The sequence below is a fragment of the Clostridia bacterium genome, from assembly GCA_017394805.1.
Classification (GTDB): Bacteria; Bacillota; Clostridia; order Christensenellales; family CAG-1252; genus RUG14300.
The window spans coordinates 32691-51970 of record JAFPXC010000028.1; the positions used below are offsets into that span (position 1 = coordinate 32691).

At 61.5% G+C, this 19280-nt stretch carries 1 protein-coding gene; it reads right to left on the bottom strand.

Going from position 1 to position 19280, the window contains the following annotated elements:
* Positions 1 to 53 precede the first annotated feature (53 nt).
* Positions 54 to 19175: a hypothetical protein gene (locus II896_07260; protein ID MBQ4444434.1), complete on the bottom strand. Its 19122-nt coding sequence runs from the start codon at positions 19173 to 19175 to the stop codon at positions 54 to 56.
* Positions 19176 to 19280 lie beyond the last annotated feature (105 nt).

Sequence of the window (19280 nt, forward strand, 5' to 3'; positions counted from 1 at the left end):
CGCCGAGCGATTGATTTCGTTGCGTACACCCATAGTATACTATATGCCGACGATTATGTCAAATCACCGTCGTCCGTATCGTCGGGAGTGCCGTCGGCACCGTCGGCGGGAGCATCCTCGGCGGGTGCGTCCTCGGCGGGTGCGGCGTCCTCGGCGAACACGTCCTCGGCAGAGCCTTCTGCGGACGGCGACGTGGTGGCGAACACGTCCTCGTAGTGCATATCACGCTGCGCACGGGCGAAGAGACGACGGCGCTTGTAGAGAAGCGTGCCCACGACGCCCGCGGCGACCAATGCAAGGAAGCCCACGATGGCGATGGCCAAAGGTACGGGATTGTCGGCTAAGGCCTGCCCCAACACGCTCCAGAAGCCCTCGCGCACGTTGACTTCGTCCGTCAAAGCGCGGTTGTAGGACACCAGTACCTTCTCGCCATCCTCGTCCGTCTGCTGGACGAAGAGAATGGGATCGGCCGAGGTCTCGCGGTAGGTGACCCACGCGGCGCCGTCGTTGACGTAGGAGCTGAGGTTGTAGGTGGCGTTCGCGGCGTCGTAGGCCGTGAAGCTGAAACTAACGGCGTAGTTGTCGTTGAGGGTGACGCGCTGTCCCGAGCGCACGCCCGACACCGAAGTCTCGGAGAAGTAGCCCTCGATGGGCTCGCCCGACACCTCGACGGTGCCGTCCTCATTGCGCACGAAGTGCGAATAGGCGGCGACCGTGAAGGACATCGTAGGCTCGGTCTTGGCCGAATCCGAAGCGAAGCGCACGTCGGTGATGACGATGGCTATCTCGTCGATGCGGAAGTAGGAATCGGCGGTGAGCGTGATGGTGACGTTGCTGTCCGCCGAATAGGGCATATAGTAGTTGGCGCCCGAACCCGAAGCCATAATGGTGCCGGCGGGCAAAGAGGCGATGCTACGCGCGACGATGGCGAAATGCTGACGCAACCACTCGGAACGCTCTAAGTCGGTGGTGAGGTCGGCCTCTTCGTAAGCGGCGGCCATATATTCGGGCAAATCGCCGCCGACAAGCGCGAAGTTCCAACGCATCGTGTTGTCACCGAAGGAAATGAAGCCGTCGTCGTCCGCGGTGAAGGCGCCCTCCTCGTCGTAGGTGCCCGCCGAAACGGTCATGGCGACCGCGACGCGGGAAATGACGTACTTGGCGCCGACGACCGTGCCGATGACGTAGTTGTCCAGCAAGCCCGCGTCGCCCTTGACGTCGTAGAGGGTGAGGTCGGCCGGCTCGTAGAAGTAGGTGCCGGCGGCGGCGGTGAGCCCGTCGCACACGTAACGACCTACGCGAACGGCCAGACGTTTGCCGTCACCGTTGGCCCAACCCGTGACCTCGATGGACGCGCCCGTGAGATTGTCGGTCATGTCGTAGACGCGATTGACGTCGACGGCGGAAACCGTAAGAGAGGCGCGAATGATCTCGTAGGACCTGCTCTTCTCTTCCAACACGAAGTCCAAAGACTGATTGACGAGCGCAGCGGACACGTTCTTGAACTGCACGGAAAGAGTGGCGTTGTCGTAGCGGCCTACGGGCAAAGCGTCGGAGCCGAAGTAGCCGACCGTGATGAGAATGGACGCGTCGAATTTCTTGGACACGTCGAAAGCACTCATGATGCGCGCCTTGACCGAATCGCTGAGGTTGGTGGAGAAAGGCATCTCCTGCAAAGCGTCGCTGCCGTAGTTGAACACGCCGTTGCCCGTGCGCTGCACGACGACCGTGCGGCGGGTGATGGCGTAGCGGAAGTCGGCGCCGTTGTAGGCCTCCAACACGTAGTTGGACGTGACGTCCTTGCCGTCCTTGTCCACGACGGAAGCCGTGATGGCGTAGGTGCCCACGGCCTCGCCCTTCTCACGCGTGAAGCGCAGTTTGTCGCCGTTCATCAGAGCCTTGCCGACCGAGCGGCCGCTGATGACCGTATCTTCCGACCCGAAGGGTTTGGAAACGTCCGAAGTGACGTTGTAGACGATATGGCGCGCCGTGATGGTGAGCACACCGTCCGCAGTGAGCACGTATTCCTTTTGATTGTTGCCGTTGATGACCATGGTGGCCGAAGCGTCGGCGAGGATGAAGTTGCGGTTGTCGGCCGTGAAGCGGTACTGCACGCCCGCCTTGACCGCGTGACCGTCGGCATCTACCTTGATGGGTGCGGTGGCGAAGGACATATTGGCACCGCCCACGACGGCGTACTCGGGTACTAAGGTCATGGCGAACCAATCGGCCGCGTCCAGATTGGTGTACACCTTGGCCGCCGCGAGCGCCGCGCGCTCTTCCTCGGTGAAGTAGGTGACGGCACCCGCCGCACGAACGGTGTAGTTGAGCGCGGTGAGGGTATCGCCGTACTGCAGATCCATATCGTTGAGGACTACCGTGGCGGGAGAAGGCTTGACCGTGAAGGTGGCCTTGTTCTCGCTGATCTTGGGCTCGTAGTTGACCAAGACGTCCTTGATGACCTCGATGGAATAGGAGCCGACCGAACGAATGGTGTAGCTGTACTTGACGTCGCCCGAATCGGTGACCGTGGTGCGGTCGCCGACCACGCGCAACAACTTGGTATTGCTGCCGAGAAGTTCGCTGTCGGCACCATAAATGGTGCCACTCCACTCGAAGCTAAGGTACTCGTAGATGTCGAAGGGCACGAAGTCACCCGAATCGGTGCGCGTGCCGAACTGGTCGAGATAGAAGACGCTGACGTCCGAAACGACCAGCTCGAGATCCTGCTTGCTGATAATGCCGACGTACAAGTTGTCCGTGCGGACGTAGCCCGTGGCCGTCTCGGCGTACATATACAAGGCGCCCTCGGGCAAGACGTAGTCGTCGTTGAACAAGACGGTGCCGTTGAGTACGTTGGAATCCACGTAACTGCCTTCCTTGACGCGGAGATACCAAGTGCCCGCGTTAGACATGGCTTCGCCCGTGGCAAGGTCGAAATACTCCAGCGTGACGCTATTTTTGATGGAATACTGCCTGCGGCAGCCCTTGGCGACGTCGTCGGCGGAGAAACCGCCCAACTCGGCGAACTCGATGCGGGCGTTGGCGTTGCCGTCGTACTTCTTGACGCTCACGCGCAAATTCTCGAAATACAAGGGGCGCGGCGTGATCTGGAAGGACAGGCCGTCCGAACGACCGACCAAGGTGCCGTCGTGGTAGACGTTGAAGCGAATGACGTAGCCGCCCGCGTGGTAGGGCGTGTCGAAGTCGGACATAACGTTGCTGTCGGGAGTGTCCTGACGATTGTAGGTAAAGTCGGCGTCCGACCGGATGACGTCCATGACGGCCGAAGACGGCTTGAGATAGTCGTCGATCTCGGCGAGCGTCTTGTCACCATAGGTGACCTCGCTCCACTCGGACTCGATGAGAATGAAGCGGGCCGTGATGGTGATGCTGCCCGTGTCGATGAGGCGATCCACGTTGATGGCCAACTTGGTGTAGGTGCTGTGGGCAAGGTCGATGGCGGGCAAAGCCTCGTCGGCGTAGGAGAAGCCCGCGAAGAGGTAGCCCTGCACGACCTTCTTGAACTCGACCGTGGGCTCTGTGTAGGCAAAGCCCAACCAATAGGGCGTGCCGGGCGTGACGTGGGCGTCCGTGACCAACTCGGCGGGAGCGCCGTCAACGTCGACGTACACGGTGTAGCAATAGAAGAACTTGGCCTTGACGTCGGCGGTTTCGCCTACGGCGAAGACCACGTCGTTCATACTGTTGGCATCGTCCACGTCGTAGTCCGTGCCGCCCATCTCGTAGTAGCGCAAACTGTACTCGGCGGTATTGCGCGCGACGAAGGCGAAATGCTCCGTGCCCCCGACCGTGCGCTTGTCTACGCGGACGTAGCCCGCACCCTCGCCCTGATCGACGACGGTGAGCATACGCACGGTGCCGTCGGGATGCAAGAGCACCTTGTCGGTGTAGTTGACCAAAACGCACTCCTCTACCGTAGCGCCCGCGGGAGAAGCAAACCAAGTGAGAGCGGGATCGGCAAGATAGCCGCGCTCCACCTCAACGGCCAAGTGACGGACCGAGCCGCCCGAAGCAAGCTCGACCACGCCCGTGGAAACGCCATCCGAGAAGAGGTTGGCATTCTCCTTGACGACCACCGAGAAGAAGGCGCCGTCCAACGTGCCCGCGTAGTCGGTGAAGGGCACGAACGAGGCGTCCGCCACTACGTCGGCGGCCAACGTGAAGGAAGGCGTGACGTTGCCGGTGAGGCGCATAGCCAAAGCGGCGTGCGACCACTCGGCGGAAGACGAGAGCACCTTGTCGGCGAAGAAGGCCTCGACACGAGCGGACGTGCCCGTCAATGCGAAGGCGGCGTCCGTGTGATTGGCGGTATCGTAATAGCCGAGGAAGTGCAAGCGTCCCTCGCGGTCGTCGGCCGTGACGGACATACCCGTGACGTCCGAACCCGTGCGGCTGAAGGAGACGGTGAGGTCGCCCTTGTCGTAGAGCATGACGTTGAGCCCCGCGGGAAGCGCCGCGTAGTCCGCCGTGAGGTCGGCGGGCGCACGCATATCGCCCTCGACGAGCAGCCAGACGTTGTCGTAAACGCCCGTGACGTCCAAGCGGGCGTCCTCGGAAGCCTTGACCGCTACGTTGATGTACTCGGGGCGGTTGGTAAGCCCTGCGGGAATGCGGGTGAGCACGAAGTCGGTGACCGAATCGGCCACGACGAACACGACGTTGTAGATATGGCTGTTTTCGCCGCTACGCGCGGTGAGTACGGACAACGCCACGGGGGCGTTGACGAACACGGTGTGCCCGTTGCCGTCCAACTTGAAGGCGTCGGTCATAACGGGCGTGGACGCGTAGACGTGGATATCCGCGGACAAAGTGACCTCGCTGGTATATCCGTGCGCGGTGGCCATGGCGAAGTAGGCGTACTCGTCGTCCGTGGCGACCTCGGAAGTGCCCTCGACCGAATAGTAGTCGGCGGTGGCGACGGAGGAAACCAACGTGTCGTAGGCCTCGTTGAAGAGCACCTTACCCGCCTTGTCGCGCCACAGGAGGAAGTACTCGGAAGAAGTGGGCGAAGCGGTGAAGGAAACGTCGGTGACGTCCACCGACAACGTGACGTTGGGACCGAGGCGCACGGTCTTGACGCCGGCCGTCGCTTCGGGCGTGCCCGAGGAAGCGACCAACCAGCAGTTGGTAAGACGCGCGGACACGGAAGAGGCGAAGCGCGCCGAAGCCGCCGAAGAGACGACAACCACGTTGCGGAACTCGCCCGAAGCAAGCGTGGCCAAGCCCTCTTGGGAGGACGTGGCGACCTTGGCATTCTTCAACGTGCCGTTGAAGACGGTGAACAAGGGCGCGGTGAGCGTGAGCACGTGACCATTGCCCTCGATGACGCCCGCGAAATAGGTGGGATCGTCCGCGCCGACCGTGGCGGAGCCGATGGACGCGCCCGTGTAGGCGACGTCGGACTCCACGGTGAAGGAAAGCCCCGCGAAGTCGTACCCCTTATTGACGGCCTCGGCCAAACCCGCGACGTCGGTAGACGTGCGAATGGTCTTGGAGAGATAGCGGGAGACGTAGGAAGACGTGCCCGAAAGATCCAAAGCCTCGGTCTTGAAGTGCGTGGCACCGTCCAACGTGTACCAACCGACGAAATACAAGTCGTCCGAATTGCCCGCGACGGCCTGCATGAAGCGGTCGCCCATGCGGAAGGTGGTGGGCACGTCGGTCTCGACAATGAGCCCTACTCTGTCCGCCTTGTGACAAGCGGGATCGGGAGATACGACGTAGACGTATTGATAGGTGAGGTTGGACGTGGCCTGCAAGTTGCCGTAAGCACCCTGCCGTCTGACGACCACGCGCGTGAGGCGCGCGGACGCGCCGGCGGCGAACAGATATTTGTCGCCCGTGAGATCGGTGGCGTCGATGACGATATTTTGGATAAGCGAAGCACCCAACGCACCGAACGCCTGATCGACGTCGCCCACTACCGTGAGGGTGTGGAACGCGCCGTCAAGTACGCCCGTGAAGGAAGCGAAGCGGGCAAGACCTTCGGCCTCGACGGAGATGTCCGCAACCAAGGTGAAGGTGGTGTCGCTATCGACGGCGTAGGCCATGTTGAGAAGCCCCAACAGATCCTCGAAGTCGGAACCGGTGGCGATATCGGTGGAAAGGAACTCCGCCGTGAAGGACATCGTATTGTTGTTGTTGACGGCCGTGATGACGTTGAAACGCAGCCGATTGGACTCCCCGTCTACGTTCTTGAGCATCTTGTGGAAGTCGCTGTAGCCCGCGAACGTGGTGGCCGCGCCCAAGGAACGCGCCGTGAAGTACAAAGCGCCGTTCTCACGCTCTACGTCCAAAGTGCCGTTGCCGTTGACGACGATGACGCCGTAGCGGTTGGTGGAATTGACGGAAGAAGCGGACATACGCTCGCGCGAGACGATCCATATCTCACCGTTGGCCTGCAAAGGCGTGCCGCCCACGTAGGTGGGATGGCTGAGGGTGACGCCGTCCGCGGTGTAGACCACGACGTCGCGCAACGCGCCGTTGTTGGTGTGCGCAATGCCCGCCGCCCGGTCGGCGCTCATATCCGCGAAATACTCCACGACCACGCCGTTGACCGTGCCCGACATGACGCCGAAGAGGGAACGCTCGGCCTTGAACGTGACGGCCTCGGTGAACGTGATGCGGTGCATATCGCCCTGGAAGACGGCGGAGAACGCCGCGCCCGAAGAGGCGCCAATCGCATAGTAGTCGCCGTCCACCGTGACGTCGTCCGTCATGGTGTAGGTACCTCTGATATCCTGCCCGTTCTCGCGAAGGGCGCGGGCGATGGCTTTGAGTTCGGTCTGGTCGCCGACGGTGTTGCGAATCTCGCTACGGACGTGCACGCCCGTCATAGAGGCGTGGGACGTGAGGCGCAAGCGCCCGCCGTTGTAGGCGATGAAGTCGTCCAAACGGACGGTCTTGTACGCGGTATCCGCATCGGCGTAGACGGTAAGGCCCGCGTTGGCGTCGATGGCGGCCTCGAAGTAGATGCGACCGTCCCGACGAACCTCGGCGGGATCGTTGTGGATCAATGCCGCCGTGCCGACCGTCATATTGTTGACGGCGGGAGAACGGGAATCGAGCGCATCGTTGCGGTTGAATACCCACACGTTGGCCGCCGTGCCGTAGTTGCCGGTATTGGCAACCGCGCTGTCGGCGTTGGCGGTAAGGACGCTACCCACCGCGAAGTCGATGAGAATGGCCGCGAGGTTGTTGTTGTTGGTGCCCACGACACCGCCCGCGGCGTTGTCGGAGACCATGCTGACCTTGTTCCAAGCGACGTAACCGTTCTTGATAAAGCCCGTGTTGCTGCCCGCGACGCCGCCCGCATAGGCTTGCACCGCCGAGCGGGACTCGATAAAGGCGGAATCGATGCTGACGTAGACGTTGCTAATCTCGATGGCGTTGTTGCCCGCCACGCCGCCTACGTAGGAAGTGCCCGAAGTGCCCGCGTTGGACGCCGCGTACATGGCGCGGAAGCCGCCTGCGGGTTGATAGATATACGCGTCGATGGACGAAACCGTGCCGCGGTTGTTGCCGACTACGCCGCCCACGTACTCGTTGGAGGTGGCGTTGGCCGAAGTGGTCTCGGCCTGCAAAGCCGCGTAGGACGTGACCGTGACGGAGGTGATGGTGCCGAAGTTCTCACCCGCGACACCGCCGACCTTGGCCGCGATAAGACGGGTGGGAACGTCCATAACCGTGAGCCCCGTGGCGGTGGGCGCACAGCCCAAGTAGACGTGGCAATTCTCCACCGTGCCGTTGTTGTGGCACACCAACGCGCCCAAAACCTGCGTGGTGCCCGCCACGCCGTAGGTGCCGCTCTCCACCACCAAGGTGAGGTTGCGAATGACCGCGTCCTGACCGGTGTAGCCGAACAGACCGACGTACGCGCCGCCGTAGACGTTGTTGTCGCCGTTGACGACGGTGATGGTGTAGCCGTTGCCCTCGAAGACGTGCTTGAACGCGTTGACCGACTCGCCCAAGGCGGTGCCGATGGTCAACTCCCTGAACAAGGGAGAAGAGGCCACGTCGATGGTGAGGTCGTCGTTGAGGGTGAAGGTCAAGCCCGTGGAGAACAAGCCCGCGTTGACCGTGGTGGCCATGGCGACCAAGTCCTCTACCGTGTTGATCTGGGTGTTGATGAAGATGACGTTGACCGTATAACCCGTGATGTTGCGGTTGGGACGGAAACTGACGTCGTCCACGCCGCCTACGTCGTCGGGCACCTGAATACCCGTGCTGACGTACCAGCCGTCCAACGCCGCGCCCGTAAGAGGCGTGAGGTCACGGAAGATGATGTTGTCCGAGCCGTCCAGATAGGCGTCGATGAAACCGCTGCCGTTGATCTGGAGCACGTTGACCGACGAGCCGTTGCCGATGGCGGTGACGGTGGGCGGGACGGGAACGACCAACCAGCAGTTGGGCGCGGAACCTTGGAGATTGCCGATAAAGTGGCCGCTGTAGGCCCTGTTGGGCGTGCCCGTATAGCCGACGGTGCCCTCGGACAAGAGGACGCTGTTGGCCAAAGTGGCCAAGGAACGACCGGCTAGACCGCCTACCTCGACGCTACCGCCCGAAGCGGTGACGCTGCCCGTAGAAGAGACGCGCACGGTGACGCGGTTGATGGTGGCGCGATTGCGCGATTCACCCACGGCGCCGCCCGCGAACAAGGTCTCGGATGAAAGGGAATTGACCACCTTGACGGAGCCGTCCAGCAAGACGGACGACAAGGTCAACGTGGAGCGCGTGACACTCTCGTACCCCTCGTACCAAGGCGACAAGGTGGCGTAGGCAACGGGATTGCGGCGCCAATCGTCGAATTGGTCGGAAGTGCTGCCCATGACCATACCCTCGTTTTGACCGACCAGGCCGCCCACCGAATAGGTGGCGTTGAGGGTGGCGCGGGGGCTTATATAGACGATACAGTTGCCGACCGTGCCGTAGTTGGCGCCTACGACGCCGCCTACCGTGGTGCCGTACACCGTGACGGGTTGGGCATAGCCCGCGGCGAAGCGGTACATACGCACCAAGGCGTTGCGCACCACGCCGTAGTTGTACTGCGCGATGACGCCCGTGACCGAGTTGTAGGTGGGCACGTCTACCGTAAGCTCAACGATGAGATTCTCCACCACGCCGCGCATCTCGCCGAACAAGGCGACGCCCGCGTCGGTGGGTTGACCGTTGGCCGCGATGGATTGACGCGCCATGACTATCTTGTAGAAGTTGCCGTTGTAGGCGCCCTGGAAGGTGCCCATAAAGGGCGTGGCGGCCGTGCCGATGGGTTGGAACGCCACCGAAGAGACGACCACGTCGTGGCCTAAGGTGAAGGTGGTGTTCTCGAAGGTGTAGCCGCCCTCGTTGACGTCCTCGGCGATGGCGATGAGGTCGTCCTCGCTGACGATGATACGCGACATGATAGCCACCTCGAAGCGGCTGTTGAAGATGTCGGCGGCGGCGAGATAGGCACCGTCGTCACCCGCGGTGATGCCCGTATTCAACGCCGTGACGTTGAGGGCCTGCGACAACTGGTTGTCACCCGAGAAATCGCTGTACCAACCGCGAATGGTGTAGGAATAGACCACGCCGTCCACGGTTTGGGTGTAGGTGCGGTCGTTGGCGAACTGCACGTAGTAGACGTTTTCTTCCTTGCGGAAGGTCGCCGCCAAGCGTCCCATGCCGATGACGCGCATGACGTTGATGGTGCTGTCGTTAGCGGACGCGACCCAACCGAAATAGGGCACGGTGTTGTTGGCGGAGACGATGAGCCACGTGTTGGTGTAGTCGTTGCCGTAGTCGTAGGCGACCGAAGCGACCGCGTATCCGTATTGCAACGCGCGTGCTTTGAGCGCGGTGGCATCGATGATGACCGAATCCAAGCGGCCGTAACTGACGGCAATGGCACCGGCGTACAAGGTGTTGACCTTGCCCGCCTCTACCTCGGTGGCGGTGTAGTCGGCGCGCCCCAGCGTGCCCTGCAAATCGAACTTGACGTTGGCGATGGTGCCGTCCGCACCCAAGACGCCGAAGATACCGGCGGTTTTACCCTCGATAAGCGTGCCCTCGGCAAGCGTGACGGTGTGGCCTTTGCCGTTGAAGGTGGCCGAGAAAGGCGTGGTCTCGGTGCCGATGGCGATAAAGCCCTGCTCCACCGCCGCTTGGTCTATGACGACGTCGGACTCCAAGTAGAAGGTGAGACCGTAGAGGTCACACCCTTCGCCCACGTCCACGGACAACTCCACCAGATCCTTGGCGGTGGAGATGAACTCGTTGAGGAACGAGGCGTAGAGAACGAGCCCCGAAACCGCAGAGTCGGCATCCGTAATGTACTCGTTGGCGTACTCGCCCGCATCGTACAGGGGCGCGTAAGGCGTGACCACGCCCTCGGGCGCGGTGTACCACATTCTGATGGGTTTGACGGTGGCGGCCGCGTTGCGCAAGACTACGCCGACGATGGCGCCCGCCTTGACGTTGAAGCTGACGTCAACCGTGCCGTTGGCAATGACCGTGACCACGTTGACGCCGCCGTTGAAGACGCCCGAAGCCGCGAAAGGCGCGCTGAGGTCGGGATCGAGGGCAAGCGCTTTGGCCAAGTCGTCGAAGAAGGCCTGCTCCTCTAAGTTGTGCTCCACGGCGAAGCGGCTGTTGCGATTGAGCACCCACACGTTGTCGGCCTTGTTGACCGAGGCGTAGTTGGTGACCTTGCCGTTGACGTCGTAGGTCAACGCGCGGTTGACCGCTACGCGGGCCGTGCTCATATTGGCGGTGACGGAGGCCGTGCCGCCCAAGTCCACGATGATATTGCGCAACCCGGCGCCTTGGTCGACGCCCGCCAAAACGCCCGCGTATTGGGTGGCGGCGCCGCCAATGGCGGCGTTGCAGACGACGCGCAAGTTGCGGATACGCGCGGACGAGGACAATATGCCGAAGAGGCCCGCGTACTGCTGACGGCAGGTGAGGCCTTGGGGCATGGTGATGGTGTAACCGTTGCCGTCGAAGGCGCCGATGAAGGCGACCTGCTTGTACTCACCCGATCCGACGTAGGTCTCCACCGCGCCGCCGATAGGCGTCCACTCGCCCGAAGACAAGGTGATGTCCCGAGTAAGCGTGAAGGTGACGCCCAAATAACTGCGGTTCTGCACGTTGACGAGGTCGGCTATGTATTGGAGATCCGCTTCGGAATCCACCGTGGTCTTGATGTACAAAGCCAAGTAGACCTTGCCTACTCTGCCGTCCTCGACGGTGGCCGTCATGGAATGGGGCAGGTTGGCTTGATCCAAATCCAAATCCTTGAGTTTCTCGATAAAGCCGAAGGGATATTGCTCGCCGCTCGTAAGGTCGAAGGTGATCTCGGCCTTGCCCGTGCTCTCGTTGAGGCGATGCGTGTAGTTGATGAGGCCGTCGCCGCAGAGGTACATCGTGTTGGGAAGGTCGATGGCGTACGTATCCGCGAAGGTCTCGACATATTCTTGGATGCCCGAAGGCGTGCGGCAACTGCCCAACGCCTGGTAGGCGCCGTTTTCGGGCAGGACCACCCACGTATTGGACACGTTGACGTAGTTGCCCCACAAGCCCGCGACGCCGCCGATGGCGTCCGCGTGGCTGTTGACCAACGTGGTGTTGCGATTGACGCCCACGACCACGCTCTCGAGGGTGACGGGATGGGCGGCGCTACCTTGAATATAGGCCGCGAAGAAGCCCGTGTAGATGCTCTCGCGATAGCCGATGGACTGCGCCTCCACATTGTCGGCGCGAACGACCAAGTTGCGAATGGCGGCACCCTCGCCTACGTAGCCGAACAAGCCGCTGTAATCCGCGTTTTGCACGGTGCCTTTGAGCACCAGCGTATAGGCGTAGGAGTCGGGATTGGCGAAGGAAGTGACCGAGCCGTCCAAAGTGGCTTGGAAGGGGTGCGCCGCCGTGCCGATGGGCTGCATCTTGGACAGGTCGATGGTGAGAGAAGTGACGTTGCGCCCCAAGTCGAAGCGGAACTGACCGTCCTTGACGCCGTAGGTGTTGATATTGCTGGCGAAGTTGTAGAAGTCCTGCTCGGACGTGATGACCATCTTGATGAAAGAGGCCGTGAAGCGACGTGCGGTAAGCGTGCGCAAGGGACGGTAGAAGGTGGACACGATGACGCCGCCGTCCGAAGAGGTGCGGAAATCACCGAGCCCCGAAGTGAACACGGTGGACGTGTGGAAATCCGAATACCAATTGTCGAAATAGTCCACGCCCTCGATAGCCGAAACGTCGAACTGCATGACGCCCTCGTTCTGCCAATCGGCGTCACGACGGACGACGCGCATGACACCGCGGCCGTACACGTCGATGACGTTGTAGTCGCCCGCGCTGAGATCCTCGCCCACGGGGTTGGCCACGGCGAGGTTGTAGTTGACGACCCAGACGTTGCGGAAGGTGGCCGAAGCGCCCACGTAGCCCGCCAAAGCGCCCACGACGGCGCCCTCTTTGCTGGAACGAGGCGCGGAAACCAAGTTGACGGCGACATCCGAAACGCTACCGTAGATATAGCCGGCCAACGAGCCTACGTAGTCGGTAGTGGAGCCGATGAGCACGCCCTCGTCTACCTGCAACACGAAGTTGCGCACGACGGCCTCCTCGGCGATGCAACCGAACAAGCCGCTAACCTGACTGCCCACGACGATGGAACCCGATTGGAAGGTGATGGTGTGACCGTCGCCCTCGAAGATGCCCGTGAAGGGATAGGCAAGACTGCCGATGGGTTGGACGTTGGAGGCGTAGGGTACGACGATGTCGTTGATGAGTTTGAACATAACGCCGCTGAATAAGTCGGCGGAGTTGACGAACGTATAGAGGTTGGAAAGGTCGGCGACGTTGTCGATCTCCAAATCGTAGGCGCACAAGTGATAGAGACAGTTGCGCAAGCCGACGTCCGCGGTGAACACGGTGTTGCTGTTGGAATCCTTCTCCAACTTGGAAATGTCGGTGTACCACACGAGCCCCGACGTAATGTTGGAAGAGAAGCGAACGGCCGTGCGCGTGGAATACTTGACGAGCGAGGGCGCGACCATCTCGGTACCTACGATCTTGAGGACGTTGAAGCCGCTGTCCTCGGACGTGGAAGCCAAGGTGCGATCGCTATTGAACGCCACCGCCCAAGCGTTGACGCCGTAGTCCTTGGGCTCGCCCTCGACCAATTCCTCTTTGGTGAGACCGACGGCCAAGCCTTGGCGCGACGAAGACAAGACGGTGTTGTACAGAACGACGTAACTATTGGAGACGACGCCCTCGGTGTAGCCGGCGAAACCGCCCACCGTATGGGAAGAAGCGCTGCCCAAGACGCCGTTGACGGTCAAGCGGCAGGCATCCGCCCTGCCCTTGTTGTAGCCGAACAAGCCGCCCACGTAGCCGTCCGAAGCGGACGAGGACAGCGCGACGTTCTTGTTGACTTTGACGGTGGCGGCGGACACGTAACCCGCGTGGTAGCCCACGACGCCGCCCACGTAGGTAGCGCCCGTGACCGAAGCCTCGAAATTGACCGAAGCGCCGCGCACGTCGCCCGTGCTGTAGCCCGCGACGCCGCCGAAGTAGGCGGGCGCGTCCGTGGAAAGCGCGCGTTGCCAGTAGACGGTGACCGAATCGTCGGAATCCACTTCGCCCACGACGCCGCCGTCCAGATAGCCGACGACACCGCCCAGATAGCCGCCTGCGGCACGCAGCACGGCCGAAGAAGCGACGGTGACGCGGGTACCGTACACGGTGCCCTTGGAAAGACCCGCGATCGCGCCCACCTTGCATTCGGTGGACGTAACGCCCATATCGAATTTGTCCTCGACGGGTTTGGGCGCGCCGACCACGCCCTTGACGGTGACGGTGGCGTTGGCGACAGTGCCTTCGTTGAGGCCGACCAAGCCGCCCGCCGCGTAGGCGCCGATGGCCGCCGCGGGTAAGGTGTCGGTATTGAGAACCAGCACGACGCTGGAAATGGCGTCCGAGCCTATCCAACCGCCGGGGGCGTTGTAGCCGACCAAGCCGCCCGCGTACAAGCCGTACATACGCGCGGCCATATTGGTACCGCTGACGTTGCCCGTGTTGAGGGAAACGCTGGTGTTGGCGATGCGGCCCGCGTTGTAGCCGACCAAGCCGCCCGCATAGGTGGCGTAGCCGCCGTAGGCGACCGAATCACCGTCCCTGTAGGCGTCGCCGTAGACGCCCGACTGGAACTTGAAGACCACGTTGCGAATGACGCCCAAGTTGACGTAGGCCAAGCCGCCCACGACCGACTCGCCCTCGTAGTCGTAGCGGAGACGGAAGCGAACGGTGGGCTCTACCGACATATTGAAGTTGCAGACCTCGCTGGTGGCGCCGATGGTGCCGAACATAGGCACGGTCTCCCTGCCCGTCTCGAGGCTCTTGATCTCCACCGTGACGCCGCTACCGTCGAAACTGCCGACGAAGACGTTGTCGCCCTGTCCGACCGAGGTGTAACGGGCATCCGTGGCCTGCAAGGTGAGCGCCGTGCCCGAATTGAGCCGCACGATGTAGCCGACGTAGGCTTTGAAGCCCTTGTTGACCATCTCGACGAACTTGTAATACTCCACGTCGGTGTTGATCTCGGCATCCGCGAATACCGCATAGTAGGTGACGCCGCCCAAGCCCTCTTGGGTGGACGTGGTGATGGCGGGAGAATAGTAGGAACCGGCGGCCTCGACCACGGGTTCACCGCGCTCCAAGGAGTGCGTGTAGGAATAGAAGGGAACTTTGGCGTCCTTGTCGGAGGAAGCCGCGAACAAAATGTTGCCGCCCTTGGGTTGCTGCTCGGTGTTGGCGTAAATCTCGGAAGACAGCGAGCCGTACCCGTAGCGTACCAAGCGATTGCCGACCGAATCGGAAACGCCGTTGATAAGGGGATTGTCGTACGGCGTGACGAAGCCCTCGACGGCCAACTGATAGACCGCCCACAGCGCGTCTATGTCCGAAGAGGAATTGTAGCCGACCAAAATGGCGCTGAAACTGTTGGACGCGTTGTTGCCGCGGGCAAAGGCGATATACTCGCCCTCGTCGTCCACGAATACTTCGACGACGCCCGAATACAACTCTCCCATATTGTAGCCGACCAAGCCGCCCGCATAGGCGCGGCCTGCGGTGTTTTTGGAAGAAACGGCGTTTTCGTACGCACCCTCGTCGCCCACTTCGCAAGTGACTTTGACGTTGCGCACGGCGCCCTCGTTGACGCCGACGGCACCCGCCGAAACGGTGTAGCCGTAACTACCCGCGTTGTCCGCCGTCAACTTGCCCTGCACGTCCGAAGCCTCGTCGCCGACGATGACGGTCTCGGTGTTGTAGACCAAGCCGCCCGTGAGGTTGCGCCCCACGACGCCGCCCGCGACGGACGCGCCCGTGACGTTGCAATAGATCTCGGCCTTGACGCGCTCGTTCTGCGAATTCTGCCCGACCGTGCCGCGATTGACGCCTACGACGGCGCCGAAGACTTTGCCGTTGAGGTTGCCGATGCTATTGACGCGAACGACGACCTGCTTGACGTTGCCCGAAGTGCCCAAAGCACCGAAGAAGCCGATGGCGGCCTCGGTGACCTTGAACCCGTTGAAGGTGACGCTGTAGCCCTTGCCGTCGAAGGTGCCGTTGAAGGGATTGGTCTCGGTGCCGATGGGCGTGAAGTTGGGAGAGGCCTCCACGTCGCAACCCAACGTGAACGTGACGCCCGCATAGCGTTGGCCCGCGTTGGTGGTGGTGGCCAAGACGTCCAACTCGTCCGCCTCGGTGATCATGCTGTTGACGACGCGGCTATACCATACGCCGCCCGCTTGGTCGCCCGGCTTGAACGCGTTGCCCGACAAGAGGTTGTCGGCGACCATCACGGTGTGATTGTAGTCCACGTACCAGCCCGTGAACACGTGGGCGCTGTCTTCCACGGGAACGGTGAAGTGCAAGCCGCCCTCGAAACTGCCCTCGGCCGTGCCTGCGCGGACGTAGATGAGGTTGAGGTGCAAGTCGTTGAGTTCGGACACCGACTGCTGAGAGCCGAAGTGCGAGATATAGTTGACGCCCTTGCCGTAGGTGTCGTCGCCCGCGTACTGACCGTAACTGCCGATGGCCCATACCTGCGTAAGACCGAAGCCGTTTTCGATCTCGGCGGCGAAGTAGGCGCGTTTGGCCTTATCCTGACACGAGGCGCAAGGCGCGTTGCAATCCAACCCTTTGGCGATGACTTTGACGTAGCGCTCGAACCAAGCCTGCGCGGGAATCTTCTTGACCTGCGTGTTGGTCGCCCAATCGGCAGGCATCGAATCGGCGTTCATATCGGGCCAATTACCCTTATCGGAGGCCGCGATACGGCCGCGCACGAAGGAAAGATTGGATTTGAGCACGGCGAAATCCGCGGCGCTCGAAGAACCCACGCCCACGTCGTCGGCATCCGAGATGAGGTCGTCCACCAAGGCGGTGGTGCCCGTGGCGACCTTGAAGCTCTCGATGCCCTCGATGAGTTCGGCATAGGTGCGAATGTTGTTGGCGCACGTGTTGACCAAGACGTCGCCACCCATATTGCTCTTGTCGTGCACGTTGACGATGACGTGATCTAAGGCGAGTTTGCCTTTGCAAATGCCGACCAGACCGCCCACATAGGTGTAGGACGACTTGGCGGGATTGTTGCCGTAACTCTCCAACTGACCTTTGACGTCCACGTTGAAGTTGGAGTAGGTCATGGTGCCCGTGGTGTTGCATTGGCCGATGACGCCGCCCAAAATGGGCTTCTCGGACTGCACGGTGTAGTTGCCTTGAATGGAGGCGTTGACGTTGGTGATGGTGCCGTTGTCAATGCCGACCAAACCGCCGCCGTAGGCGACAGCCGACGAAACCACGATGAGGTTGCCCGCCTGCGGTACGGTGAGATTGACGTTGGTGATGGTGCCCATATTGACGCCGGCAAGGAAGCCCGCCGCCACGTAGGTGTCGAGCGTCTCGCCGCCGTTGGTGCCGCCGTACATTTTGCCGGCGAAGACCAAGTCGAAGTCCCTGACGACGGCACCCGCGGCTATGACGCGGAAGATGCCCGCGCCCGCCGCCGTGTCACCCTCGGCCGCGCCCGTGAAGTAGGTGGCGACCTCGTCCGCTTCGAAGTTGGCGGCGCCTATCATCTGCACGCCGTTCTGGAAGGTGATGGTGTGGTTGTTGCCGTAGAACTTGCCTTTGAAGTCGTTGACGACGTTGACGCCCTTGGTGACGACCACGTCCTCGGTGACGTTGACCACGATCCAAGGCTTGTTGAGACCTTTGTTCATCTCCTCGGTCCATTGGACGAAGGTGCCCGCCGATTTGATCTCTTTGGTGAGGAAGACGGCGTAGACCGTCTTGTTGCCGCCCTGCGGACGGAAGACGTATTTGGTGTAGGGGTTGCCGTTGATATCCTCTTTGGGCTCGGTGAAGACTTCGCCGCTGTGATAGCCCGCCGATTTGGTGTAATCCTTGGGCTCGGTGAGGTTGGCGTACCACTTGTCGAACGGCGAATAGACCTGCTCGGCGGAGAATTGCAACTTGCCGCCGTCGATCTCGGCCTTGATGCGGCCGCCGCCGAATACCATCAAGACGCCCACGTCGCCGCACGTATTGTCCGCGCCGCCCGCGTCGTTGGTGGATTGACGCACGTTGATGGTGGTGGTCTCTTCGTCGCCTTCGAGCACCGTCCATACGTTGCCCTTGTTCCAAGAATTGAAGTAGTCGGCGTGGTTGCCCGAAAGATAGCCGTAATAACTCTTGCCGTCCGTGTTGCAGTACTTGGCGGACTCCACGATGGTGGCGGTGTAGAGAATGGCGTTGTTGCCGAATTTGCTGTTGTGATTGAGGGCGCCGTTGAACTTGCCCACGATGCCGCCGTGGTAGACGCTGCCGCCCTTTATCTCGGTGGCGCCGATGCCGATGAAACCGCCCTCTTTGTGATTCTCACGGCTGGTGACGGCGGCGATGGTGGCCGAAAGGTGAATGATATTGTTGTTGACCAAAACGAGGCTCTCGGCCGAGACGCCCGCGTTGGAATAGGAACCGGCAAGGCCGAACATACCGCCCGCTACGATGCCGTTGATGGCGGAATATTTGAAACCGCTCGCATTGACTCTGCCGCCCAAGGTCACTTCGCACCCCGTGAGGGTGAGTTGGCCGCCCAAGGAGAATAGGCCGCCCGCCGAAGCGACGTAGGCGTCGTCGTTGTAGGAATCCTCTTCGTCTTTGCAACTGTCGTAGGTGGTGATGGCGCCGCGAGCCGAAACAACGCTGTCGGAGATGGTGGTGTTGTTGAGGCAAACCGCGGCGACGCCGCCCGCGTACAACTTGTTGTTGCGGGTGGAACCTACGTCGTCCGAATGATTGGGAACGCTCTCGTCGTCGTCCTGCTCGAAACTCTTGACGCTGACGTCGCCGCCTACGGTGACGGTACTATCGGAGATAATGGTACCGTCCATATAGCCCGCGATGCCGCCCGCGTAGATGGTGCAACCCGACTTGTTGGCGTAGCAAAGAATGGAACCGCCGTCTGTCAACTCGCAATCGGTGATATAGGCGTCGGTCAACTTGCCCGCGAAACCGCCGTAGTAGACGACGGACGGGCCGATCTTGTACATATCCACCTCCAACTTGCCGCGGAAGAGGTACTCGAGGGACTCCAACTTGCCATTGAACTGCGCGAAGAAGCCGCCGTACTGCGCGGTGCTGTACACGGCGGACGCGGCCTCGAGGTTGGGCGCGTAGGTGATGCGGTGGCGCTTGGCAACCGTAACCTCTTCGCCCGCGACCGTCTGCGTCTCGGTGTAGCCGCCCTTGATGGTGATGCTACGCTGCGTCGTGTAGTCGGACAAGGCCTCCCACATAAGCGCCGTGACGTAAAAATCGTTGGCCAAGGTGTAGGTGGTGGAACCCGTGTCGCGCATCATGTACACGAACTCGGCGGCCGTGCGGACTACGCCGCCCGAAGGCTGGGTGCCGCCCGCGCGGAAATGGTCGAAGGTGACCACGACCGCGTCGCCTGCGTCTATAAAATAGACGGGCGCACGTGCGGTGGACGACGCCGTGGCGAATTGCTGCGTAGACTTGGCCGCAACGCGGGTGCAACCCACGAACAGCACGGCTACGGCCAGCATAACGATGGTGATAATGGTGAGTAACGTCTTCTTGTTCATAATCTTCTCCTTAGATTATCGCAATCAAGTCTATATCACGCCCGAAGGCGGTTATATTCGAAGTAATCATCCCCGCCCGCCCGAAAACGGGCGGGGAATGAAGTC